Source organism: Rhodococcus sp. T9N (genome assembly GCF_024436645.1).
Taxonomy (GTDB): Bacteria; Actinomycetota; Actinomycetes; order Mycobacteriales; family Mycobacteriaceae; genus Rhodococcus_F; species Rhodococcus_F qingshengii.
Genome location: NZ_JAMSKS010000015.1, coordinates 78,853 through 100,393, shown reverse-complemented (window position 1 = coordinate 100,393; position 21,541 = coordinate 78,853). Strand labels below are relative to the sequence as shown.

Here is a 21,541-nt window from a genome sequence, read left to right as displayed (position 1 = left end):
GATCAGTCCCTGGTGAGCTTGCGGTGAGTCACGCGGTGCGGGCGTGCGGCGTCGGGGCCGAGTCGCTCGACCTTGTTCGCCTCGTAGCCCTCGAAGTTGCCCTCGTACCAGTACCAAGCTGCCTCGTTGTCGCCGAAGCCACCTTCCCACGCGAGGATGTGGGTACAAGTCCGGTCCAGGAACCAGCGATCGTGCGAGATCACGACGGCGCAGCCGGGGAACTCTTCGAGAGCGTTCTCCAGCGAGCCGAGGGTTTCGACGTCGAGGTCGTTGGTGGGCTCATCGAGCAGGATCAGGTTGCCGCCCTGCTTGAGCGTCATCGCCAGGTTCAGGCGGTTGCGCTCACCACCGGAGAGGACGCCGGCCGGCTTCTGCTGATCGTGGCCCTTGAAACCGAACGAGCTGATGTACGCGCGCGAGGGGAACTCGGTCTGGCCGACGACGATGAAATCGAGCCCGTCGGACACGGTCTCCCAGACCGTCTTCTTGGGGTCGATTCCGGAACGGTTCTGGTCGACGTAGCTCAGCTTGACCGTCTGACCGATCTTGACCTCACCGGCGTCAGGCTCCTCGAGACCGACGATGGTCTTGAACAGCGTCGTCTTACCGACGCCGTTGGGGCCGATGACGCCGACAATTCCGTTGCGCGGCAACGTGAACGAGAGATCCTTGATCAGAACGCGACCGTCGAAGCCCTTGTCGAGGTTCGAGACCTCCACGACCACGTCACCCAGGCGCGGCGGTGCCGGGATCTGGATCTCGTCGAAGTCGAGCTTGCGCGTCTTCTCTGCTTCGTTCGCCATTTCCTCGTAGCGATCGAGACGAGCCTTGTTCTTGGCCTGGCGGGCCTTGGCGCCGGAACGAACCCATGCGAGCTCGTCCTTGAGGCGCTTCTGCAGCTTCTGATCCTTCTTGCCGGCAACTTCGAGGCGTGCAGCCTTCTGCTCCAGGTAGGTGGAGTAGTTGCCCTCGTACGGGTACAGGCGTCCGCGGTCTACTTCACAGATCCACTGCGCGACGTGATCGAGGAAGTAACGATCGTGAGTCACGGCGAGGATTGCGCCGGGGTAAGCAGCGAGGTGCTGCTCGAGCCACAGGACAGATTCGGCGTCGAGGTGGTTGGTGGGCTCATCGAGGAGCAGGAGGTCGGGCTTGCTCAGCAGCAGCTTGCAGAGCGCAACGCGTCGCTTCTCACCACCGGAGAGGTGGGTGACCATCTCTTCCGGCGGGGGGCAGCGCAGGGCGTCCATAGCCTGCTCGAGCTGCGAGTCGATCTCCCACGCATCTGCGTGATCGAGCTTCTCCTGCAGCTCGCCCATCTCTTCCATGAGCTCGTCGGAGTAATCCGTAGCCATCAGCTCGGCGATCTCGTTGTACCGCTTGAGCTGGACCATCGTCTCTCCGAGACCGTCCTCGACGTTCTCGCGAACAGTCTTGGTCTCGTCGAGCTCCGGCTCCTGCATGAGGATGCCGACGGTCGCGCCCGGAGCCAGGAATGCCTCGCCGTTGCCCGGCTGGTCCAGTCCGGCCATGATCTTGAGGATGCTGGATTTACCAGCGCCGTTCGGTCCGACGACACCGATCTTCGCGCCGGGGTAAAAGCTCATCGTGACGTCATCGAGGATGACCTTGTCACCGTGCGCCTTGCGCACCTTCTTCATCGTGTAAATGAACTCAGCCATGACCGCCAGCCTATCGGTGTTTGCCCTATAACCCACATTGCGCGTTGGCCGTCACTCCGATGCGGGTTCTGCGGACAGTCCGAGGTCATCGACCAGATTCACCGACATGCTCATCGACCCCCACGAAAACCGCGATGGGGACACCTCCGGGTGTCCCCAGGACGGCTCAGATCATTGCCCTGTGGATGCCCTTCGGCTCGCCACCGAGCTGCGAGAGCGTCGACGCATGGAAAATGGAACCGGGTACATGGATCGCGTGCGCCAAACCGGCATGCGCATCACGCCAGAACCGCTGCATCGGCGTGCTCAACTGCAAAGCCCCACCACCGGAACGAGCAAAGATCTCGTCCACCGCCCGCACCGCCCGCCACGCCGCAGCAGTCTGCGTACGCCGACCGATCGCGCGAAGCTCGAACGAAACTTCCTGCCCCTTCTCCGTCATGTCCCAGAAACGATCCACCGTCTCCAAGATCGCAGCCCGAGAAGCAGCGATCTCGGCCGCCGCCTCACCGATCGCGAACAGCACGTACGGATCTTCCTTGATCGGAACACCACTGACCGTCACACGCTCACGCTGCGCCGCCATGTTGCACGCCAACGCACCTTCGGCGATACCGATCAACGACGAAGTGATCCCCAACGGGAAAATGCACGAGAACGGGAACTTGTACAACGTCTCCGTACGGCCCGCTTCCTTCCACGCCGTCCCGTCGAAAACCTTTCCGGCGTCGATCGTGCGGTACGTCGGCAGGAACGCATCCTTGACGATCAGATCCTTCGACCCCGTACCGCGCAGACCCACGACATTCCAGCTGTCCTGGTCGATGTCGTAATCCGAACGCGGCAACAACACGTGCAGAATCTTCGGCGGCATCAACGGCTTACCGGACTCGTCACCGACCATCGCACCGATCATGATCCAGTCACAATGATCGGTACCGGACGAGAACGACCAACGACCGTTGAGGATGTACCCACCCTCGACCGGCCTCGCCACACCCATCGGCGCATACGGCGACGCCATCCACGTATCAGGATCGGTTCCCCACACCTCTTCCTGAGCCTTGCGGTCGAAGAACGCAAGCTCCCACGGATGCACACCGACGATGCCGCTGACCCAGCCCGTGGCACCATCCATCGCACCGATAGCCATTGCCGTCTCGGCGAATTCACGCGGATGCGCCTCGAGGCCTCCGAACTCCTTCGGCTGCAACATCCGGATGACGCCGGCGTCGCGCAAACGCTTCGCGCTGCCGTCCGTCAAGCGCATCAGCTTGTCGCCCTCGACCCCGTCGGCGCGGATCTCGTCGGCGAACTGTGAGATGTTGTCCAGAACCTGACCCATGATCTTCCGCCTCCATTGATAGCCCGCCAACCTTCAATAAAGTAGAACACGTTCTAGAAAAATGCGGAAGTAGAACGGCCAGTTCGTTCAGCGCCGATCAATACGAATGCGACAAGGCCAGTGGCGCTCAGGTCGACACGTGCCCCAGTCCCGCGGTCAGAATGCGAATACACCTCATCGCAACTTCCGCAGGCGAGCCGTCGCCATACGCCGGGGAGTCCCCGTCAACCCACGCGACAACGGCCATCCGCTGGGCCGTGTTCGCTGCAATTGCAAGCAAACGCACTTCCAGTGGGTCTGCGCCGGGTCCCATCAAATCACGCAGTACGAGCACCAATGCAGTCTCGGTGTCGTTGACCAAGCTCACCACGCGTTCCGAAGCGCCGGATCGCCGGATCGCCAGGAACAGTCCTTTGAAGTCGGCGAATCAACGCAATCGCATCGGGTGTTGCAGCAGGTGAATTCAGTGCGACGCGGGCGGCGGATGCCAGCACCTGAACAACAGGCGTACCCGGCGAACTGGACGCGATATACCCGAGCCATTCGTCGATCCCGTCGGCGAGTATCGGCCTCACCGCATCTTCCTTCGTCCGAAGTATCGATAGAACGTGCGAAGTCCGATTCCAGCTGCGCGTGCAATGCCCTCGGCAGTCACCGGATTCTCGCCGCGAAGGACAAAAAGCTCTGCAGCACAACGTGATATCTCCAACTTTGCCTGCTCCTTCCGCCGTTGGGTGAGCGACGGGGAGTTAGACACTGAACCATGCTCATGCCAGTATCGCACGGTGCGCCACCGTGCTTCGGAGTCGAACAGGAAGAACCCTGGCATCGGCTGCGGAAGCCATGAACCGTCCACTTCGCCTTCGATCAGTTCCGCCACCGACTGGACATCGAGACGCCAGGCCAGCCTCGTCTCACCCCCATCGCCATTTGCCGCGATTCGAGGCGGCAGCGCAGGACCAAGTCTACGGATCATCGACGTTCACGAACGCATACGCCTGGGCCCCGCCGACGGCAACGCTCGCAGTTCACGCATGGTGCGTTGAACATCGAAATGTGTCGCAGTTTGGCCAACCGCCCCCCAAATCGATGACGCTACAAGGCGGACAGGTACCGCACTTCGGTAGTCGAGTTTGAGCATCGCGGACGGACCGGAAACAGCAACGGCAGCAATCGCGTTTCCTTGCGGCCCAACCGGTGCAGCAACGCAATTGAGGCCGGGACTCAACAGCCCCGCGCCGTACGCTACGCCGGTATCACGTATTCGACTGAGTTCCTGCCTTAGAGTCATCGGCGCTTCAGCGCCCACAGGGGAGCCTCCGAACGCAAGGAGCGCACGTCCAAGAGCCGACCTGTCGGCCGAAGAACGTTCGCCGACACGAGTAGGAACTACACCGGACAGCATTCCGCCGATCTTGTCGAGGTAAACGACATCCGGCGCGTCCAGCACTCCGAACTGCACTACCAGTCCGGTCACTCGATGCAACTCGCGGAGGAAGGGCAAAGCGACCGAATACAATCGATCCTGTTGTATTGCAAGGCTTCCCAGCTCCATCAATCTGATTCCAAGGCAGTAATCAGTGCCATCCCGCCGGAGCCACTTCTTGGCGACGAGCTGCTCGAGCATGCGATGCACCGACGAACGAGGCAAGCCGGTAATTCGCGAAACTTGACTGAGAGTGAGCTGTCCGGACACTTCGAAAGCATCCATGACCGACGCCAGTCGATCCAGGAACCCCGCCGGGGTCGTAGCGTCTGCACGAGCGGAAGCTTGCATGCGAATTCCTTGAAGTCATTCCCACAATTTATGGTGCATGTGGGGCACGTGGAGCCGAAAAGCGCTACCGGGCTTACTGGTTACGGCCCGCTGCAACAGCACCGCGACACCAGGCCGTCCGTCACCGTCGGATGTTCGAACGATCTCAGTGTGACAAATTGTGCCATGTTGACATCGGGTGTGAAGAGAAAAACCTCAGGAGCATTCACAGAAGGATCACGGTGGACGTTAACGCCGCAACATGAACAGAGAAGGGCGAAATACGTTGCCCCGGAGGCATATTCCACTAGACCAGAAAGTCGCACGGAAGATTTCCGTCAAATCCGTTGGGCCATTCGCCACGCTTGTGCCGCAAGCCTGTCCGCCTGGGCGCCGAACGATTCCGCCGACCGCTCGATTTCGCCCATCGCGCCACGTAGCGTGCGGCTGTACACACCCTCGACAATGCATGCGATCTTCCACCAGTTGAACGCAATGTAGAAGTCGATATTGAAGTCCGCATCTTGTTGGGCCGCAGAGATATAGACGTCCAACAGCTCATCGCGCGACGGGAACCCTTCGATTCGAGTCGGAGCATTCTCCAATGCACAAACATCGTCATCGGGTTCGGCCCAATAGACCAACAGTTGACCCAGGTCTGCCAAGGGGTCACCCACCGTGGCCAGTTCCCAATCCAGTATTCCGGCGATCACGCCGTCGGCGCCGACAATGCAGTTGTCAAGGCGAAAGTCACCGTGCACGACGCTGCTACTGCACTGAGGGGGAATATTTCGAGACAACTTGGCATGTGTGCGTTCGAGGTCGAGGCTATCTCGCACACGATCACCCTTCCAGTTCCGCAACCACCGATTCAACTGACGATCGATGTAGTCCGTCCGATCGGCCAGAGCATTCCATCCGATCTCACGAGGGTCGACCGAGTGCAGGGCGGCAAGATTGCGAACCAGTTCCGCGGCCAATCCGGCTCGCGTTTCGTACGGGATTTTCGCGCGTACTACCTCCGGATCACGCAGGACTGCGCCGTCGATGAAGTCCATGACAAAGAACGGAGCACCAGTCACAGATTCGTCAATGCACTTGCCTACAACGATCGGTGACGGAACCGGCACGTTCTGCAGTCGCTCGAGAATGTCAGCTTCGCGAATTACATCATGGGCGGATGCATGCCTGATTCCGAGCGGGGGTCGACGTAGCACCCATCGAGAACCTGCCTCGTCGCTCACCGAGTAAGTCAGGTTCGAGCGTCCACCGGCGATCCGTTCGAATTCGAGCAATCCTTGCGTGGCATCGGGCAGATACTCACGGAACCACGCCGCCACCAGGGGCTCACACAAACCGTTGTCGCCCTGCGGTGCCAGGTTCACGACCTCACACCCTCACGCGCGGGACCACTTCCGACAGATGCTGATTTCAGCGGCGCATCGATGCCGTCGAGAAACACCGAAACGACGGCATCGGCGAGCTCTGAAAGACCGAACTCCTCTGTGGGGCTGAACCATCGGAGCGACAACCACACAGCGTCGCGAATCAGTCCGTAGAGAATCTCCGCCGGCAGGTCCGATCGAAACTCGCCTGCGCTCATTCCGGATTCGATAACAGCGATCCAGGCGTCCTTGGTGCTACGGGCGGCCTCACGGATGTCGTGATAGGAGTCAAGTTTCCGGAGATAGGTGCTGTTGTTCTGATAGATCTCGGAGGCGTGTGGGTGCGCCTGACTGACCTGAAACGAAGCTCGAACCAGCGAACCGAGGCGAGTACGTGGGTCACCGGCAGATTCCAGGATCGACCCGTATGCGCTCGTGAGCGCCTGAAGATATTGTGTGACAATCGTATTCGCGATTGCATCCTTCGACGGGAAGTAGTGATAAAGGCTTCCGGACAGAATTCCAACCGCATCAGCGATATCGCGAACTTTGGTGCCCGCGATCCCCTTGGTGGCGAACAGTTCTGCAGCCTGTTCGAGTATCAAGTCGTGACGATCCGACCATTCCATTCAAGTCCTCCTGACGAGTCTTCACGTGTCACCTCTGACGAGGTTGCAATTTTGACTCTATACCGCGAATCAAACGTTTGCTACAGTCGCTCCGTACCGCGTAGCAAACGTTTGATACGAGACTTTGAGCGCTCGTGAAATACCAGGAGAGGACGGACGCGTGTCGGACAAGACAATGTCGGAAGCAGATGTCGTAAGTCGACTGAGATCGGGAATGACAATCGGAATCGGCGGGTGGGGTTCGCGCCGGAAGCCGATGTCACTCATCCGAGAGATCCTCAAGTCAGAACTGACCGATCTGACCGTTGTGTCGTACGGCGGAGCTGATGTGGGGTTGTTGTGCGCAGCCGAAAAGGTTCGAAAGGTTGTGTTCGGTTTCGTCTCGCTGGACTCGATACCCCTGGACCCTCACTTCAGAGCAGCCCGACAGGCTGGTCGTATCGAGGTCAGCGAATACGACGAGGGCATGCTCCAATGGGGCCTGTACGCGGCCGGGATCCGTATGCCCTACCTGCCGACTCGCGCGGGACTCGGTTCCGACGTCCTCCGTGTGAATCCGGAACTGCAGACGATCGTCGATCCTTATGCGGGCGAATCATTGGTTGCGATGCCGGCGCTCCCCCTCGATGCCGCGCTGGTACATATGAACCGCGCGGACATGCATGGCAACGCCCAATACCTCGGGCCGGACCTGTACTTCGACGACCTGTTCTGCCTAGCTGCCGAATCGGTCTATGTCTCTTGCGAACAAGTGGTTCCCACTGCGGAGTTGACCGCGGATGCACATCCGTCGACGATTCGAATTCCCCGGTTGCTTGTATCGGGAGTCGTTCACGCTCCAGGTGGTGCGCATTTCACATCCTGCGTACCCGACTACGATCGTGACGAGGCTTTCCAACTCGAATATGCCACTGCAGCAAAAGATCCAGAAGCTTGGCAACGCTTCGTCGACCGATATCTGTCCGGCTCCGAGGCCGACTACCAGAGACTCGTCGCTGCGGAATTCGAAGGAGTGCCGGCATGAGTGACGCCACTCGGGCAGAGGTCTGCGCGATCGCGTGCGCCGAGGCGTACCGAGGCAACGGTGAAGTGATCGCGAGCGCATTCGGCGTGATACCTGCAATCGGTGTGCGATTGGCGCGTCACACTTTCGAACCCGATCTCGTTTTGTCCGACGGAGAAGCGTCAGCCGTGCGCGGCACGTGGGCCGTCGACCGAACTCCGGCAGGCGAGGTCGAATCGTGGTTGCCCTTCAACCAGATCTTCAATCTCGTCTGGAATGGCAAACGGCACATCATGATGATTCCCACGCAGCTCGATTCCTATGGGAACTGCAACATCTCCGCGATAGGTGATCATTCGCGGCCGACAGTGCAACTCTTGGGAGTCCGCGGAGCGCCGAGCAATACCGTGCATCACCCGACAAGTTACTGGGTGCCGAAACACAGTGCACGCGTTCTCACTTCACAGGTCGACATGGTTTCCGGTGTCGGAAACGACAATGCACGCAAGGCCGGACCGTCGGCCAGCCGATACCACGAGTTACGACGAGTTGTCACAAATCTCGCAGTTCTGGACTTCGAGCCGGATAGCGGACAGTTGCGTCTGGTGTCGACTCACCCCGGCGTAACCGTCGACGAAGTAGTAGCCGCAACCGGGTTCGAACTCCACCTGCCCAAAGCCGTACCCACTACTCGAACCCCCACAAGCGAGGAACTCGACCTGATTCGCAACGTCATCGATCCACGGAACCTACGTGACAAGGAAGTACCGGCATGACCGTGCTGAACTCAGGTACCGGGCCACTGCACACCCGTATCTGCGAACTCTTCGGTGTGAAGTATCCGATTGTGCAGACCGGCATGGGGTACGTCTCGGACGCCCGACTTACGGCGGCCACAACCAAAGCCGGCGGTTTGGGAATCATCGCCGGGGCGATGCTGACCTACGACGAACTCGTCAGCGCCATCGATTACGTCAAAGACCGCACCGACCAACCATTCGGCGTGAACTTGCGAGCCAACCAGGACGACATCGATCGCAGAATCAAACTTCTCATTCGATCGGGGGTCAAGATCGCCTCCTTTGCGCTCGCACCGAACCAGGCGCTGATCGGCCGACTCAAAGATGCAGGCCTTGTTGTCGTGCCGTCGATCGGAGCTCGCAGACATGCCGAGAAAGTTGCAGCGTGGGGAGTTGACGCAGTTGTCGTTCAAGGCGGCGAGGGCGGCGGACACACAGGCGCAGTCCCCACGAGTTTGCTTCTGCCACAGGTAGTCGACGCCGTCGACATCCCCGTTATCGCGGCAGGCGGATATTTCGACGGCCGAGGTCTCGTCTCAGCACTCGCCTACGGTGCGGACGGAATCGCGATGGGGACTCGCTTCATGCTCACCAGCGATTCACCGGTGTCTCAGGCAGTCAAAGATGTCTATCTCTCGAAGTCGGTCAACGACACCGTGGTCACACTCGAGATCGACGGGGTTCCTCAGCGTGTGCTGCGCGCAGGAACGATCGATCAACTCGAATCAAGCCACGGACCGACGCGCATGTTACGTGCTGCCCGCAATGCTGTTGCTTTCCAACGTCTCTCGGGAACACCCTGGTCGAAGTTGATACGTGAAGGCCTGGAAATGCGGAAGAGCCACGAACTCGGCTGGCGGCAAGTTGTGATGGCCGCCAACGCACCGATGCTGTACCGATCCGCACTCCTCGACGGCCGCACGGATATCGGAGTCATGGCGACCGGGCAGGTCGTCGGACTGATCGACGACATCCCCAGTAGCGCAGAACTCGTCGAACGCATCATGCAGGACGCGGAGGCCGTCCTTGCTCGACTCACACCCGCACCCGCACCCGAATTGGACAGTCGAGTCTTGTCAACTGAAAACGTGAAAGGAACAACGAACTGAAATGAATCAGCTGAAAGATCGAGTAATCATAGTAACCGGCGCCGGTCGTGGTTTGGGCCGGGAGCACGCCCTGCTACTTGCGGCCGAAGGCGCAAAAGTGGTTGTCGACGACACCGGCGCCGGACCGGACGGGCACGGAAACGACATCAGTATTGCGGCATCGGTCGTCGACGAAATCGTCGCGGCCGGAGGAATCGCAGTTGCCAGTGTCGCGGACGTCACGACGATCGACGGCGCGAGCGAACTCCTGGACCTGGCCCTCGAGGCATTCGGCTCGGTCGACGGCCTGGTCAACAATGCCGGCATCCTGCGTGATCGAATGTTTCTGAACATGCCCGAGGCCGATTGGGACGACGTGATCTCGGGACAACTACGCGCTACATTCGCGCCCTGCACTGTATTCGGCAACTACTGGCGCGAGCGTTCGAAGTCGGGCGAAACCGTCGCGGCGTCGATCGTGAACGTATCGAGCACCTCCGGACTGCTCGGTGCCGTCGGTCAGAGCAACTACGGCGCCGCGAAGGCCGGGATCGCAGCGTTGACAACGATCCTCGCACAGGAGGTCGCCCGATACGGTGTGCGAGTCAACGCAATTACGCCTGTGGCCAGGACACGGATGACCGAGAACGTTCCCGGTATCAAGGAACTTGTTGCAGCACCTGACGATCCGAGTGCATTCGACACCTATCATCCAGGCAACGTCTCGCCAGTTGTGGCCTATCTGCTCACCGAGAAGTGCCCCGCCACTGGTCAGGTGTTTTACGCCAAAGGCGGCGAAGTCCGCCAGTTTCTCGGGTGGCAGTACGGAAAGACCATCGCCAGAGACTCGCGATGGACGGTGGAAGAGTTGACAGAGGCGATGAGTGAAATTGTCTGAGACGACTGCGCCGATCCCTGGTCCGGGACACGGCCTTGCTCAAGGCAAATCCGTTCTGGTGACAGCAGCAGCGGGAACTGGAATCGGATTCGCAGCGGCACAACGCTTTGCTGCCGAAGGCGCCCGACTGGCGATCAGTGACCGGCATGAGCGCAGATTGATCGCGGCCGCCGACCGCATCGAGTCCGAGTTCGGCACCCGCCCACTCACTGTTCCTTGCGATGTCACGGACAATCAGCAGATCGACGCAATGGTCGATCGGGTGGTTGCCGAGTATGGATCCATCGACGTCCTCATCAACAACGCAGGCCTCGGCGGGACGGCGAGCATTCAAAGTATGACCGACGAGCAGTGGTGTTCGGTACTCGATGTGACCCTGACGAGCACTTTCCGCACCACACGATCAGTGTTGAGAGTCATGATTCCACGAGGGTCGGGGGTGATCGTCAACAACGCGTCGGTCATCGGCTGGCGTGCGCAGGAAGGGCAGTCGCACTACGCCGCAGCGAAAGCCGGCGTCATGGCGCTCACACGATGCTCTGCCCTCGACGTGGCACCGCACGGAATCCGGGTCAACGCGGTTGCACCGAGCATCGCGATGCATCCTCACCTTGCCAAGGTGACCAGCGACGAACTGCTCGAACAGCTCAGCAAGAGTGAGGCTTTCGGTCGTGCGGCACAGCCGTGGGAGGTCGCAAACGTCATGGTCTTTCTTGCAAGCGACTACTCGTCGTACATGACGGGCGAAGTCGTTTCGGTAAGTAGCCAACATGCATAGCCACCCATGGGGTCTGAAGGAGAAGCTGTGGTCGACAAAGAGTCACTAGGTATCACGGGCACCCCGTTCCGTATGGACATCGAGCGCGGCAAGATTCGTGAGTTCGCCGTTGCCACGTATTCGAGCAATCGGAACTATGTCGAAGACGAGTTCCCGGTAGTGCCCCCGACGTTTCTCACCACGACCCTCCTCTGGCAGACAGAGGGCTCGGATCCGTGGCGGAAGGTAGAGCTCGACGGCAAACGCGGACTCCATGCCGAACAGAAGTACGAGTTCTTCGGTCCACCTCCCCGCGCAGGTACTCGTCTGAACTGCACTTCGCGGATCGTCGACATCTACACGAAGCAGGGACGGAAGGGCGGCGAGATGACTTTTGCCGTGATGACAACGGATTTCGAAGACGAACAGGGAAATCTCATTGCTCGGGCAACTATGACCGGAGTGGAAACTGCTCGACCGACTGTGGAGGAATCTTGATCAACACAGTGTCAGTCCCGACCCCGTGGGTTGTCGGTCCGGTATCCCGCACCGATTTCGTCAGGTACCAAGGTGCGTCGGGAGACATGAATCCGATTCATCACGACCAGGTTTTCGCCGAGGCGGCGGGGTACCCGAGTCCGTTTTCGGTCGGGATGTTCCAAGCTGGGCTCCTGGCCACCTTCGCCACCGATTGGCTGGGTGCAGAGAACATCCGAGCGATACGAGTTCGGTTCCTCGAACAGGTTTGGCCCGATGACACTCTGACATGCTCAGCGCTTGTCGAACGAACCTATGCGGACGACGAAGGTGACAAGATCGACGTCGAACTCGCCTGCACGCGGCAGACCGGCGGATTGGCGGTCAAGGCGTGGGCAACCTTCGTGCGGACGCCCCTCGTACCGTCGGAGCGGCCGTGAAGGCGCACGTATGTACCCAGCTGGGGTTGCCGAATCAACTGCAGTTCACAGAAATTGACGATCCCACGCCGACACCGAACCAAGTTCTCGTCTCGGTCAAGGCGGCGGGTGTCAATTTTCCCGACGGGTTGATCGTCGCCGGAACGTATCAAACTAAACCCCCACTCCCCTTCATTCCCGGGTCGGAAGTCGCGGGTGTAGTGCACAGTGTCGGCTCGGACGTCCAAGGGGTCACCCCGGGGATGCGAGTCATGGCCTTCTGCGGCATGGGCGGATACGCGGAACTCGTGGCGGTCACCAGTGACAAGGTCTTTGTCATCCCTGATTCCATGAGTTTCTCCGACGCTGCCGGATTCGTGGTTACCTACGGAACGTCCTACCACGCACTCGTCGACCGAGCTGCGATCCAACCAGGAGAGACATTGCTCGTCCTGGGTGCCTCCGGGGGCGTCGGGCTCACCGCAATCGAGATCGGCAAAGCATTGGGTGCACGCGTGGTGGCGGCGGCGTCCTCCGAAGCGAAACTCGAGGTCTGTAAGCAACATGGAGCAGACGAGTTGATCAACTACACAACGGGCAACCTTCGCGAACGAGTCGCACAGGTCGCACCGTCCGGTGTAGACGTGGTGTACGACCCGGTCGGTGGAGATCACGCCGCTACAGCGGTGCGCGCATTATCCACCGCAGGAAGATATTTGACGGTTGGCTACGCTTCGGGGCAGATTCCGAAGATCGGCATGAATCGCCTCCTCGTCGTTGGCGGGGCGCTACATGGAGTTCTCTGGGGCGCATGGGCGAAGCGTAATCCGGAGTGCAACGCGGACAACATGCGAGCGCTCTTCGACATGTACGACGGTGGCGCTCTGTCTCCTCATGTGAACAGCATCCACCCGCTGATCAATGCTCCTACCGCACTCGAGGAAGTCATGAGTCGACGAGCGCTGGGCAAAGTCATCCTCTCAACCAACCCCGAATGACAATTCACGACAAAAGGTGCCGTCAATGGACTTAGCTCCGAGCCCCGCCGCGCGCGAAATCATCGCGCGTCTAGAAGCATTCATGGACGAACACGTCTACCCAGCTGAGTCGGTCTACTCCGAACAACTCGAGGCCGCAGGACCTCGCAGTCACGTCTTGCCACCCGTGGTCGAGTCGCTGAAGTTGGAAGCGAGACGCCAGGGCATGTGGAATCTGTTCATGCCGGCGCTCTCACGACTGTCTCACCTCGACTACGCCCACATCGCCGAGGTGACGGGACGCTCGCCCTACATTGCCCCCGAAGCCCTCAACTGCGCGGCGCCCGATACCGGAAACATGGAGATCCTGCACCTGGTGGGAACCCGCGAGCAGAAGGAGCGATGGCTTCAACCACTGCTCGACGGCACAATGCGTTCGGGCTTCTCCATGACTGAACCCGATGTTGCGTCCTCCGATGCCCGAAACATCACGACGTCGATTGTTCGGGACGGCGACGAATACATCGTGAACGGTCGAAAATGGTGGACGACCGGTGCAGCAGACCCAAGGTGCGAAATTCTGGTAGTCATGGGGAAGACGAATGCCGAGGCAGAGCCCCACAAGCAGCAATCGATGATCTTGGTGCCCGTCGCCACCGCTGGAGTCGAAATCGTGCGCAGTTTACCGATATTCGGATACCACGACCAACACGGCCACTGTGAAATTCGGTTCGATAACGTTCGAGTACCGGCAACAAATATGCTTGCGTCCGAAGGAGACGGGTTCGCCATCGCACAGGCGCGCCTGGGTCCAGGCAGAATTCACCACGCCATGCGCTGTATCGGCATGGCGGAGCGCGGATTGGACTTGATGGTTCGACGTGCCCAGTCTCGTAACGCTTTTGGCGGGCCGATCTCGGATCAGGGAGTTGTCCGGACCTGGATCGCCGAATCGCGAATGGAAATCGAGCAGGCCCGCCTTCTGGTGCTGAAGACAGCATGGCTCATCGACCAGGTCGGAGCCAAGGGCGCTCAGATCGAGATCGCGGCAGTCAAAGTCATCGGTCCTCGTGTGGCGCGCAACGTCCTGAATCGATCGATCCAGTGCCACGGGGGTGGCGGTGTCACCGACGACTTCCCGATCGCGAGAATGTGGGCGAGTGCCCGGATCCTCGGTATCGCCGACGGACCAGACGAAGTGCATATCAGGAGCGTCGCACGCCACGAGTTGCGCAAGCACCGCTGACGGCGATCGGTGTTCGAGGCCCGCGAAAGCCGTTGTATTGCTGAATCATCAGCCTTCGTCCACTCGAGCGCATGGTTGACCTCGGTCAACCCCTTCGGGCTGCGGCCCGTGAAGAGAAAACCTCAACCAATTGAATAGGAGAGGCAAATGCCTCGCGCGTCAAAATCAAGGGAAGTGTCCTTCGATCACGAAGTGGACTTCCTCGTTGTCGGCAGCGGTGCCGGTGGGTTGACCGCGGCGTTGGCAGCCGCCGCCAATGGTCTGAACACCCTCGTCATCGAAAAAGCAGACGTTTATGGCGGCACCACCGCGCTGTCGGGCGGCAACATCTGGGTGCCCAACAATCCAACTCTCACCCGTGAAGGGCTCTCGGACAGCCGTGACGACGTCCGGGCGTACATGCGAGCTGTCGTTGGTGATGGAGTTCCCGAGGACAACATCGACGCGTTCGTCGACGAAGGTCCACGCGTGTTCGAGTTCCTCGAGAAGACCAGCCCGCTCATGCGATTCCAATGGTGTACGGGCTATTCGGACTATCACCCGGAGAAGCCGGGCGGTCGCCCACGTGGACGTACTATCGAACCGCTTCCTTTCGACCTGAAAATGCTCGGCACCGACGAGTCCGGTCTGCGCCCCGGCGCACTTCCGACTCCCGCCGGTCTGTACATCACATCCAAAGAGTTCGTGAAACTGAACATGGTCATGCGTACCTGGGCAGGGCGACGTGCCGCGCTGGCAACCGGGTGGCGTGCAGCGAAGAGTGTTCTGACCAGAAGGCACATGGAAACACTCGGGCAGGCCCTGGTCGGCCGTCTGCGCCTGGCGATCAAACAAGCCGGCGTTCCGCTTTGGCTGAACACTGCGATGGAATCGCTGATCACGGACGACGATGATTGCGTGGTGGGTGTGGTGGCCGAGCGCAACGGCCGCACTGTCAGAATCCGAGCTTCCAAAGGCGTACTGCTCGCCTGCGGCGGTTTCGAACAGAGCGACGAGATGCGTCGGCAGTATCTCCCGGAAAACGCCAGCGCCAACTACAGCCTCGGTTCGGTCGACAACACTGGAGACGGCATCCGCGCGGGACAACAAATCGGTGCCGCAGTTGACCTGATGGATGACGCGTGGTGGATGCCCTCGTTCAAGAGACCTGACGGGATCATGCACGGATTGGTCTCCGAACGGTCGGTTCCCCGATCGATCATCGTGAACCAGAACGGAGTTCGGTTCACCAATGAATCCGCTCCCTACGTGACATTCGTCCACAACCAGATTGCCGGGGGTCACGACCCAGCGTGGTTCATCTTCGACGCGAAGGCCAAAAGTCGCTATCAGATCGGAGCGATCATGCCGGGGCAGAAGTTCCCGAAATCCTGGTTCGACAACGAACTCCTCTACACCGGCGACACGCTCGACGAGTTGGCCGGCCGCCTCGGACTTCCGAAGAAACAATTAGCTCTCACTGTGCATCGATACAACAGGTTTGCGCACAACGGTGTAGACGAAGACTTCGAGCGTGGAAAAAGTGCGTACGACAACTACTACGGGGACCCGACATTGCCAGTCCCCTCGATGGACATGATCGACGAAGGTCCGTACTACGCGATTCGACTACGAACCGGCGATCTGGGAACGAAAGGCGGGCTCGTCTACAACAAACATGCACAGGTCATGCACTGTTCCGGTGAACCGATTGCAGGTCTCTACGCGACGGGCAACACCTCGTCCGCGGTCATGGGCAACGACTACGCCGGGGCAGGCGCGACCATCGGGCCGGCGATGGTTTTCGGATACATCGCGGCGCGCCACGCAGCTGACCGCCGACAGGACCCGCGATAGATCGGAGTCGTTCCCGTTCCCGTCGGCACGACGTACAACCACGCGGAGGTGGCCTGGACGAACATCCATGCCACCTCTGGTCGGTGCTCGGTGACTCGCCAACGCGATGGATGCACTGTCACACAGTCTGCAATTCCGCAGGCAGTTCGACCGCGTCGCTACCCGAAGCCGCAAGCAGCTGCGCGTACCGCCCGCCTTGCTTCACCAGTTCGTCGTGGGTGCCCTTTTCCACAACCACGCCCTGGTCGAGGACCGCGATGAGATCCGCATCTCGAACCGTGGAGAGTCGGTGCGCCACAACAAGAGTGGTGCGTCCGACCATCAGCTCGTCGAGCGCGTCCTGCAACGCACGTTCAGTGCGATTGTCCAAGGCGCTCGTCGCCTCGTCGAGGACGAGGATCGGCGGATTCCGCAGGACTGTGCGCGCGATCGCTATGCGCTGTTTCTCACCGCCGGAGAATCGGTAGCCGCGCTCGCCGACCATGGTGTCGTACCCGTCGTCGAGACCGGAAATGAACTCGTGGATCTGCGCGATGCGCGCTGCCTGCTCGATCTCGGCGTCCGTGGCGTCGGGTTTCGCGAACCGAAGGTTCTCACGAATCGTCGTGTGGAAGAGATACGTCTCCTGCGACACCACACCTACCAGGTCGGAGACCGTCGCCAGATCGAGGTCCCGCAGATCGACGTCGTCGATTCTCACCGATCCCGCAGTCGGGTCGTACAGACGTGCGGCCAAGTATCCGAGAGTGGTCTTGCCCGAACCCGTGGAGCCGACAAGCGCCAAGGTTCCGCCGGCCGGGACCGTGAGGTCGATGTTGTCGAGGGTCTTGCTGTCGGTTCCTGGATACGAGAAGTCGACGTGGTCGAACCGAAGTTCGCCGGACATCTTGGTGCGGTCGAAGCTCTTCGACTCTTCCGGATCCGCGATGTCGATCGGCAGATCCAGGTACTCGAACACGCGACTGAACAGTGCCATCGAGCTCTGCACCTCGACGCCCGTGTTGAGCAGCATCATGGTGGGGCGGAACAATTGTGTTTGCAGCGTGGTGAATGCGACGAGGGTGCCGACGGTGATGGTGTTGCCGTGATCGAGAGTGAAACCGGCAAACCAGTAGACCAGTGCAGGCATGGCTGCGAAGGTGATCGACATGGTCGCCATGCGCCACTTGCCGGCCATCATGGCTCGGAGTTCGACGTCTGCGACTTCCGCTGAACGCTCGGTGAATCGATCCGTCAGAGCCGACTTCGCGCCGGTCGTCTTGCCGAGGAGAATGCCACTGACGGAGAGAGATTCCTCCACCTGGACCGACAGATCACTGAGTAGCTTCTGCCGCTTACCAGAGATCTTGCGGCGCTCGTCACCGATCTTGCGTGCGATACGGATGAACACCGGCAAGATCGCCAGCGAGAAGATGGCAAGCCGCCAATCCAGAAGGAACAGAGCAACAATGGTGGCTGCCACGGTCGTTGCATTCTGCGCGATGGATGTTGCCGTGTTGGTGACCACCGACTGCATACCGCCGATGTCGTTGGCAATACGCGACTGAACTTCTCCGGTTCGGGTTCGAGCGAAGAATCCGAGCGACTGATTCTGCAGATGCGAGTAGACCCGCACGCGCAGTTGGTGCATCAGTTTCTGGCCGATGCTGTTGGACATCCAGGTCTGTGCCACGCCGAGACAGCTCGTGATCACGGCAATGGCGATCATGCCGATGGCCAGAACGCTCACGAGTCCGAGGTTCTTGTCCGGGATCGCCTTGTCGAGCATTTCGCGTAGGAGCAGCGGGCTGCCCAGCGCCACGATCGCGCTGAGTGTGATGACCGCGGTGACGATGGCGATCTGAGTTCGATACGGCGCGAACAGTCCGAGTACGCGTTTTGCCGGTACGGATTCCGCCGGAGTGATCTCGACAGCGGATCGTTCGATGTTTCGCATGTGATCTGGTTTCACGTTCTACCTCCTGGAGGCTTTCTCACCCTAGTTTCATATTGATGAGGTTACCTCACTATAAGGCTGACACCAACAACGCTAGACTGACGCCATGCATTCCCGAGAGCGCGAACTCACCGACGTCGTGATGTCCGTGGCACGGCTCATCCGCCGACGTCAGGTGGCAGCGCTGGAACCATTCGGTCTCTCGCCGTCGCAAAGCCGAGCGCTGCGAGTACTGACCCGAGTGGGCGAGCCGGTTCGACTCGGGTTTCTTGCCGAGCGATTGCGCATCGTTCCGCGGTCGGCGACCGACGTCGTGGATTCCCTCGAAGAGGCCGGATGGGTGCGCCGCACTCCCGATCCGAACGATCGGCGAGCCGTGTTACTCGAGCTCACCGACGCCGGCGCTACCCTCGCTGCCGACGTCGCAAAAGCTCAACGACGCGAATCTTCGGATGTGTTCGACGACCTCGACGAATCGGAGCGAGCAACTCTCACCGAACTTCTCGAGCGAGTGGACGCGGGGCACGACTCGCGGCCCCGCGACTGCCCGAAACCTTCGGTCTGAGTCCTCACGCAGCGACGGTGTCGACTGCGTCCTCGACATTCTCCGCCGACGTCGGCTTGCTCTGACGCTCGATCTTCGAGATGCAACGAGCAAGGTCCGCGCCTACCGCAGTCGCCCGTAGCTCGAGATCGGAACGAGGCACACCCTCTTTGGTCGTGTACTCGTTGGTGCGCAACTCCCCCGCCACCATGACCGGATCACCCTTCATGATGGATGCGCCGACGCCGGTGACCAACCGCCGCCAGCAGCTGACCGTGAGATAGAGGGTCGCTCCGTCCGTCCACTCTCCGGTCACCGCGTCTTTGCGACGCGTGTTGCTCGCCATCCGAAAGCTCAGCACCTCTTCGCCATTGGTGGTCTGCAACTTCACCGGATTGGTGATGACGGTTCCGACAACCGTTGCATGCGTTTCGTACATGTCCGATCCCCCTTCGAACTCCAGAACCCGCCAACTGCCGCGGGGCCGATCACTGCGTCGGCAGTTTCGATTGTGGAACGGCAAACGCCCGGCTCGGGATCTTCGATTTCCACCTGTGCATCGGTGGAACAGCTGTGGAGAAACAGCACTGCCCGGACCGAATGGCCCGGGCAGTGTCGGAGCTAAGTGCTAGTGGAGGATTCGTCGGATTTCTTCTCGCTGGGTGTCCCGTCCGCAGAGTCCCCGCTTGTAGTCTCCGTGTCAGCAGCCTCACGGGGTTTCCACCCTTCGCGGTCCCGCCTGGCCAATTCGGCGAACATAGCGTTGTGAGCAGCGAGGTCGGCGTCGTGGTCACGCTCGGCCGCACGGTCGGTTCGGCGCGCTGTCCTGCCATCGCTGCGCGACCACTGAACCAGTAGCGCGAGCATGACCACCATGAGCGGGATCTCGCCGGTCGCCCACGCGATGCTGCCGCCCAGCTGCTGATCGCCGATCAGGTCGTTGTTCCAGCCGAGGCCGAGCGAACGGAAGTACGCGCCGCCCATGACGGCGGTAGTGCTCATCAATGCCACGCCGAAGAAGGCGTGGAACGGAAGCGAGCCGAAGACCATTGCCAGCTTGGTCACCGGCTGCAATTGGCGTGGTGACGGGTCGATTCCGATCGCCACCCAGTAGAAGAGATAGCCGCTGAGGATGAAGTGCAGGTTCATCAGCAGGTGAGCGCTGTGCGAGTCGACCGTCGCACCGTAGATTCCGCCGAGATACAGCGCGTAGAAACCGCCGACGAAGAGAACTGCCGCCACGATCGGGTGAGTGATGAATCGCGAGAACGGGCTGTGCAGCGCGGTCAGAATCCACTCGCGAATGCCGGGCACGCCGTCCTTGCCTGCCGGATCCAGGGCCCGCAGAGCCAAAGTGATCGGCGCACCCAGAACCAGCAGGACTGGTCCCAACATCGACAGCGCCATGTGCGCACCCATGTGAACGCTGAAGACTGCCGGTGCGTATTTGCCGACGCCCGACGACGTGGCGATCAGGAGCACCGCACAACCGCTCATCCAGGCGATGGTTCGGCCGACAGGCCAGGAATCCCCACGCTTGGCCAGCTTGCGAAGGCCGATGCCGTACAGAATCGCCGCAGCAACGGCGGCGGTGCCGAACATGAGGTCGAATCGCCAGTCCGTCACGAAAGCCATGAACGACGGCGGGTCCGGAAGGTTGTAACCGAGTTCGACCTCGGGAATCGAGGGAATCGACAGCGGCGGGGGCGGCGGGGTACGACCGAGGCCGATCGCGAGACCGATGGTCGCCGCCATCACGATGCCCTCCGCGCCGGCAAATCGAATCAGGGCAGAGCGACTCTTCGGATTCTCCGCCAGCGCCGGTAGCGCCCGACTCCGCTGAGCCCAACCGAAGAACCCGAGGATGATCAGTGCAACCGTTTTCGCGACGATCAATCGTCCATACGTCGTGGTGAAAACGTCGTCGAGAGGCAGACGGACAATCGCGTTGATGACGCCGCTGAATCCCATGACGACGAAGCAGATGGATGCGACCGTCGAAAAGCGTCGGGCTGCTACGTCGGTGTAATCGCCGCCGCGGCGCGCGTGTGCCAGTAGCGCGAACAACCCGCCGGCCCAGAGCGAAGCCGCCACGAGGTGCAGGATCAGACTATTGGTAGCGATGTCATGCGAGCCGCCCGAAGACGAGTGACCGGTGAGAGCAAGCGGCATCAGTCCGAGGAGACCGACCAGCAGCAGGAGCGGAGTCCACCACCAGCGCAGTGTCAGTCGGGCCAGGATCGCCAGAACAACCGCGATGATCGCCGTCCAACGCCAAGCGCCGGCGATCTCGACCTGATCGAGTCCCGACCACAGGTTCGCCGGTTTGATCGCTTCGGCAAACGGCTGACCCGACGTGTCAGAGAGCGTCAGAGGCACCATCATGAACGAACAGATCGCCCACACGATCGCGGCGTGCGATGCAGTTCGGACTGCCCGATAGCCGTCGACGTCGAGGACACCCGACTTCTGCGGCGGCACGAAGAACGCGGCCAGAAGCAGTGACCCGATCGCGATGACCGCGGCGATCTCCCCCAGTGCGCGCATCGCGGGCAGGCCGTATGTGGTGATCGGGCCTGGATCCGGGATGCCCAGAAGAGTCAGTGCCTGCGACGCGGAGAATCCCACCACGATGGCTGCGGTGAGCCCTGCGATGAGTCCACTGACCACGAATATCGCGGTCGAAGAAGCGGGTGCACCGCTGTGCTGTGTGGACTCCGGTGGGGAATCTGTCGGCGCGAGGTCGGGTGTAGCCATACCTCA

The 21,541-nt window shown here is 60.6% G+C and carries 21 protein-coding genes; 11 read left to right on the top strand and 10 right to left on the bottom strand.

Going from position 1 to position 21,541, the window contains the following annotated elements; translation table 11 throughout:
- Nucleotides 1-2: 2 nt before the first annotated feature.
- The 7 genes from ettA to M1L53_RS22840 form a co-directional block, all read right to left on the bottom strand.
- Complete coding sequence (gene ettA, locus M1L53_RS22870; RefSeq protein WP_007730925.1) at nt 3-1,682, bottom strand: energy-dependent translational throttle protein EttA; 1,680 nt, start codon at nt 1,680-1,682, stop codon at nt 3-5.
- 166 nt (nt 1,683-1,848) lie between these two features.
- Nucleotides 1,849-3,027 carry an acyl-CoA dehydrogenase family protein gene (locus M1L53_RS22865; protein ID WP_042923855.1) on the bottom strand — a complete coding sequence of 393 codons (1,179 nt, stop codon included), beginning with the start codon at nt 3,025-3,027 and terminating at the stop codon, nt 1,849-1,851.
- Between the two features lie 127 nt (nt 3,028-3,154).
- Nucleotides 3,155-3,394 carry a hypothetical protein gene (locus tag M1L53_RS22860; protein WP_007733370.1) on the bottom strand — a complete coding sequence of 80 codons (240 nt, stop codon included), beginning with the start codon at nt 3,392-3,394 and terminating at the stop codon, nt 3,155-3,157.
- Between the two features lie 204 nt (nt 3,395-3,598).
- Nucleotides 3,599-4,003 carry a TetR family transcriptional regulator gene (locus M1L53_RS22855; protein ID WP_230691720.1) on the bottom strand — a complete coding sequence of 135 codons (405 nt, stop codon included), beginning with the start codon at nt 4,001-4,003 and terminating at the stop codon, nt 3,599-3,601.
- Nucleotides 4,004-4,009: 6 nt separating this feature from the next.
- Nucleotides 4,010-4,804, bottom strand: coding sequence for an IclR family transcriptional regulator (locus tag M1L53_RS22850; protein ID WP_007733367.1), 795 nt, complete (start codon nt 4,802-4,804; stop codon nt 4,010-4,012).
- 317 nt (nt 4,805-5,121) lie between these two features.
- Nucleotides 5,122-6,168: a phosphotransferase family protein gene (locus M1L53_RS22845; RefSeq protein ID WP_042446088.1), complete on the bottom strand. Its 1,047-nt coding sequence runs from the start codon at nt 6,166-6,168 to the stop codon at nt 5,122-5,124.
- On the bottom strand, nt 6,165-6,797 hold the full coding sequence (locus M1L53_RS22840; RefSeq protein ID WP_007733365.1) for a TetR/AcrR family transcriptional regulator: 633 nt from the start codon (nt 6,795-6,797) through the stop codon (nt 6,165-6,167). The genes M1L53_RS22845 and M1L53_RS22840 overlap by 4 nt, the downstream gene beginning before the upstream one ends.
- Before the next feature lie 160 nt (nt 6,798-6,957).
- Here M1L53_RS22840 and M1L53_RS22835 point away from each other — a divergent pair, with 160 nt between their 5' ends.
- The 10 genes from M1L53_RS22835 (at nt 6,958) to M1L53_RS22790 (ending at nt 16,298) form a co-directional block, all read left to right on the top strand.
- Nucleotides 6,958-7,821, top strand: a complete 864-nt coding sequence (locus tag M1L53_RS22835) for a CoA transferase subunit A (protein WP_007733364.1) — start codon at nt 6,958-6,960, stop codon at nt 7,819-7,821.
- A complete protein-coding gene (locus M1L53_RS22830; RefSeq protein WP_042446091.1) occupies nt 7,818-8,576 on the top strand; it encodes a CoA-transferase subunit beta in 759 nt (252 codons plus the stop codon). The genes M1L53_RS22835 and M1L53_RS22830 overlap by 4 nt, the downstream gene beginning before the upstream one ends.
- Nucleotides 8,573-9,709 (top strand): nitronate monooxygenase family protein, encoded by a 1,137-nt coding sequence (locus tag M1L53_RS22825; protein WP_007733360.1) that lies wholly within the window; start codon nt 8,573-8,575, stop codon nt 9,707-9,709. The genes M1L53_RS22830 and M1L53_RS22825 overlap by 4 nt, the downstream gene beginning before the upstream one ends.
- Nucleotide 9,710: 1 nt before the next feature.
- A complete protein-coding gene (locus M1L53_RS22820; RefSeq protein ID WP_007733359.1) occupies nt 9,711-10,586 on the top strand; it encodes an SDR family NAD(P)-dependent oxidoreductase in 876 nt (291 codons plus the stop codon).
- On the top strand, nt 10,579-11,364 hold the full coding sequence (locus M1L53_RS22815) for an SDR family oxidoreductase (protein WP_260457118.1): 786 nt from the start codon (nt 10,579-10,581) through the stop codon (nt 11,362-11,364). The genes M1L53_RS22820 and M1L53_RS22815 overlap by 8 nt, the downstream gene beginning before the upstream one ends.
- Before the next feature lie 27 nt (nt 11,365-11,391).
- Nucleotides 11,392-11,841 carry a MaoC family dehydratase N-terminal domain-containing protein gene (locus M1L53_RS22810; protein WP_003945322.1) on the top strand — a complete coding sequence of 150 codons (450 nt, stop codon included), beginning with the start codon at nt 11,392-11,394 and terminating at the stop codon, nt 11,839-11,841.
- The gene (locus tag M1L53_RS22805; protein WP_007733354.1) at nt 11,838-12,260 is read left to right on the top strand and encodes a MaoC/PaaZ C-terminal domain-containing protein; all 423 of its coding nucleotides are present in this window, start codon (nt 11,838-11,840) and stop codon (nt 12,258-12,260) included. Before M1L53_RS22810 ends, M1L53_RS22805 begins: the two co-directional genes overlap by 4 nt.
- Nucleotides 12,257-13,237 carry an NADPH:quinone oxidoreductase family protein gene (locus tag M1L53_RS22800; RefSeq protein WP_039973333.1) on the top strand — a complete coding sequence of 327 codons (981 nt, stop codon included), beginning with the start codon at nt 12,257-12,259 and terminating at the stop codon, nt 13,235-13,237. Before M1L53_RS22805 ends, M1L53_RS22800 begins: the two co-directional genes overlap by 4 nt.
- A 25-nt stretch (nt 13,238-13,262) precedes the next feature.
- A complete protein-coding gene (locus M1L53_RS22795; protein WP_007733351.1) occupies nt 13,263-14,462 on the top strand; it encodes an acyl-CoA dehydrogenase family protein in 1,200 nt (399 codons plus the stop codon).
- Between the two features lie 147 nt (nt 14,463-14,609).
- The gene (locus M1L53_RS22790) at nt 14,610-16,298 is read left to right on the top strand and encodes an FAD-dependent oxidoreductase (RefSeq protein ID WP_054187147.1); all 1,689 of its coding nucleotides are present in this window, start codon (nt 14,610-14,612) and stop codon (nt 16,296-16,298) included.
- A gap of 118 nt (nt 16,299-16,416) precedes the next feature.
- Here M1L53_RS22790 and M1L53_RS22785 read toward each other — a convergent pair whose 3' ends face one another.
- Complete coding sequence (locus tag M1L53_RS22785) at nt 16,417-18,234, bottom strand: ABC transporter ATP-binding protein (RefSeq protein ID WP_007733348.1); 1,818 nt, start codon at nt 18,232-18,234, stop codon at nt 16,417-16,419.
- A 106-nt stretch (nt 18,235-18,340) separates the two neighbouring features.
- Between M1L53_RS22785 and M1L53_RS22780 the strand changes: the two genes are divergently transcribed.
- Nucleotides 18,341-18,799: a MarR family winged helix-turn-helix transcriptional regulator gene (locus M1L53_RS22780; RefSeq protein ID WP_003945320.1), complete on the top strand. Its 459-nt coding sequence runs from the start codon at nt 18,341-18,343 to the stop codon at nt 18,797-18,799.
- 4 nt (nt 18,800-18,803) lie between these two features.
- Here M1L53_RS22780 and ssb read toward each other — a convergent pair whose 3' ends face one another.
- Together ssb and M1L53_RS22770 are read right to left on the bottom strand one after the other, a co-directional pair.
- Complete coding sequence (gene ssb, locus M1L53_RS22775; RefSeq protein ID WP_054187148.1) at nt 18,804-19,217, bottom strand: single-stranded DNA-binding protein; 414 nt, start codon at nt 19,215-19,217, stop codon at nt 18,804-18,806.
- A 182-nt stretch (nt 19,218-19,399) separates the two neighbouring features.
- Complete coding sequence (locus tag M1L53_RS22770) at nt 19,400-21,535, bottom strand: cytochrome c oxidase assembly protein (protein ID WP_054187149.1); 2,136 nt, start codon at nt 21,533-21,535, stop codon at nt 19,400-19,402.
- Nucleotides 21,536-21,541: the final 6 nt, after the last annotated feature.

Bases quoted from the DNA above. Each gene is read 5' to 3' on its own strand.
- ettA (WP_007730925.1), bottom strand. From the start codon at position 1,682: ATGGCTGAGTTCATTTACACGATGAAGAAGGTGCGCAAGGCGCACGGT.
- M1L53_RS22865 (WP_042923855.1), bottom strand. From the start codon at position 3,027: ATGGGTCAGGTTCTGGACAACATCTCACAGTTCGCCGACGAGATCCGC.
- M1L53_RS22855 (WP_230691720.1), bottom strand. From the start codon at position 4,003: ATGATCCGTAGACTTGGTCCTGCGCTGCCGCCTCGAATCGCGGCAAAT.
- M1L53_RS22850 (WP_007733367.1), bottom strand. From the start codon at position 4,804: ATGCAAGCTTCCGCTCGTGCAGACGCTACGACCCCGGCGGGGTTCCTG.
- M1L53_RS22840 (WP_007733365.1), bottom strand. From the start codon at position 6,797: ATGGAATGGTCGGATCGTCACGACTTGATACTCGAACAGGCTGCAGAA.
- M1L53_RS22830 (WP_042446091.1), top strand. From the start codon at position 7,818: ATGAGTGACGCCACTCGGGCAGAGGTCTGCGCGATCGCGTGCGCCGAG.
- M1L53_RS22825 (WP_007733360.1), top strand. From the start codon at position 8,573: ATGACCGTGCTGAACTCAGGTACCGGGCCACTGCACACCCGTATCTGC.
- M1L53_RS22820 (WP_007733359.1), top strand. From the start codon at position 9,711: ATGAATCAGCTGAAAGATCGAGTAATCATAGTAACCGGCGCCGGTCGT.
- M1L53_RS22795 (WP_007733351.1), top strand. From the start codon at position 13,263: ATGGACTTAGCTCCGAGCCCCGCCGCGCGCGAAATCATCGCGCGTCTA.
- M1L53_RS22790 (WP_054187147.1), top strand. From the start codon at position 14,610: ATGCCTCGCGCGTCAAAATCAAGGGAAGTGTCCTTCGATCACGAAGTG.
- M1L53_RS22785 (WP_007733348.1), bottom strand. From the start codon at position 18,234: ATGCGAAACATCGAACGATCCGCTGTCGAGATCACTCCGGCGGAATCC.
- M1L53_RS22780 (WP_003945320.1), top strand. From the start codon at position 18,341: ATGCATTCCCGAGAGCGCGAACTCACCGACGTCGTGATGTCCGTGGCA.
- ssb (WP_054187148.1), bottom strand. From the start codon at position 19,217: ATGTACGAAACGCATGCAACGGTTGTCGGAACCGTCATCACCAATCCG.
- M1L53_RS22770 (WP_054187149.1), bottom strand. From the start codon at position 21,535: ATGGCTACACCCGACCTCGCGCCGACAGATTCCCCACCGGAGTCCACA.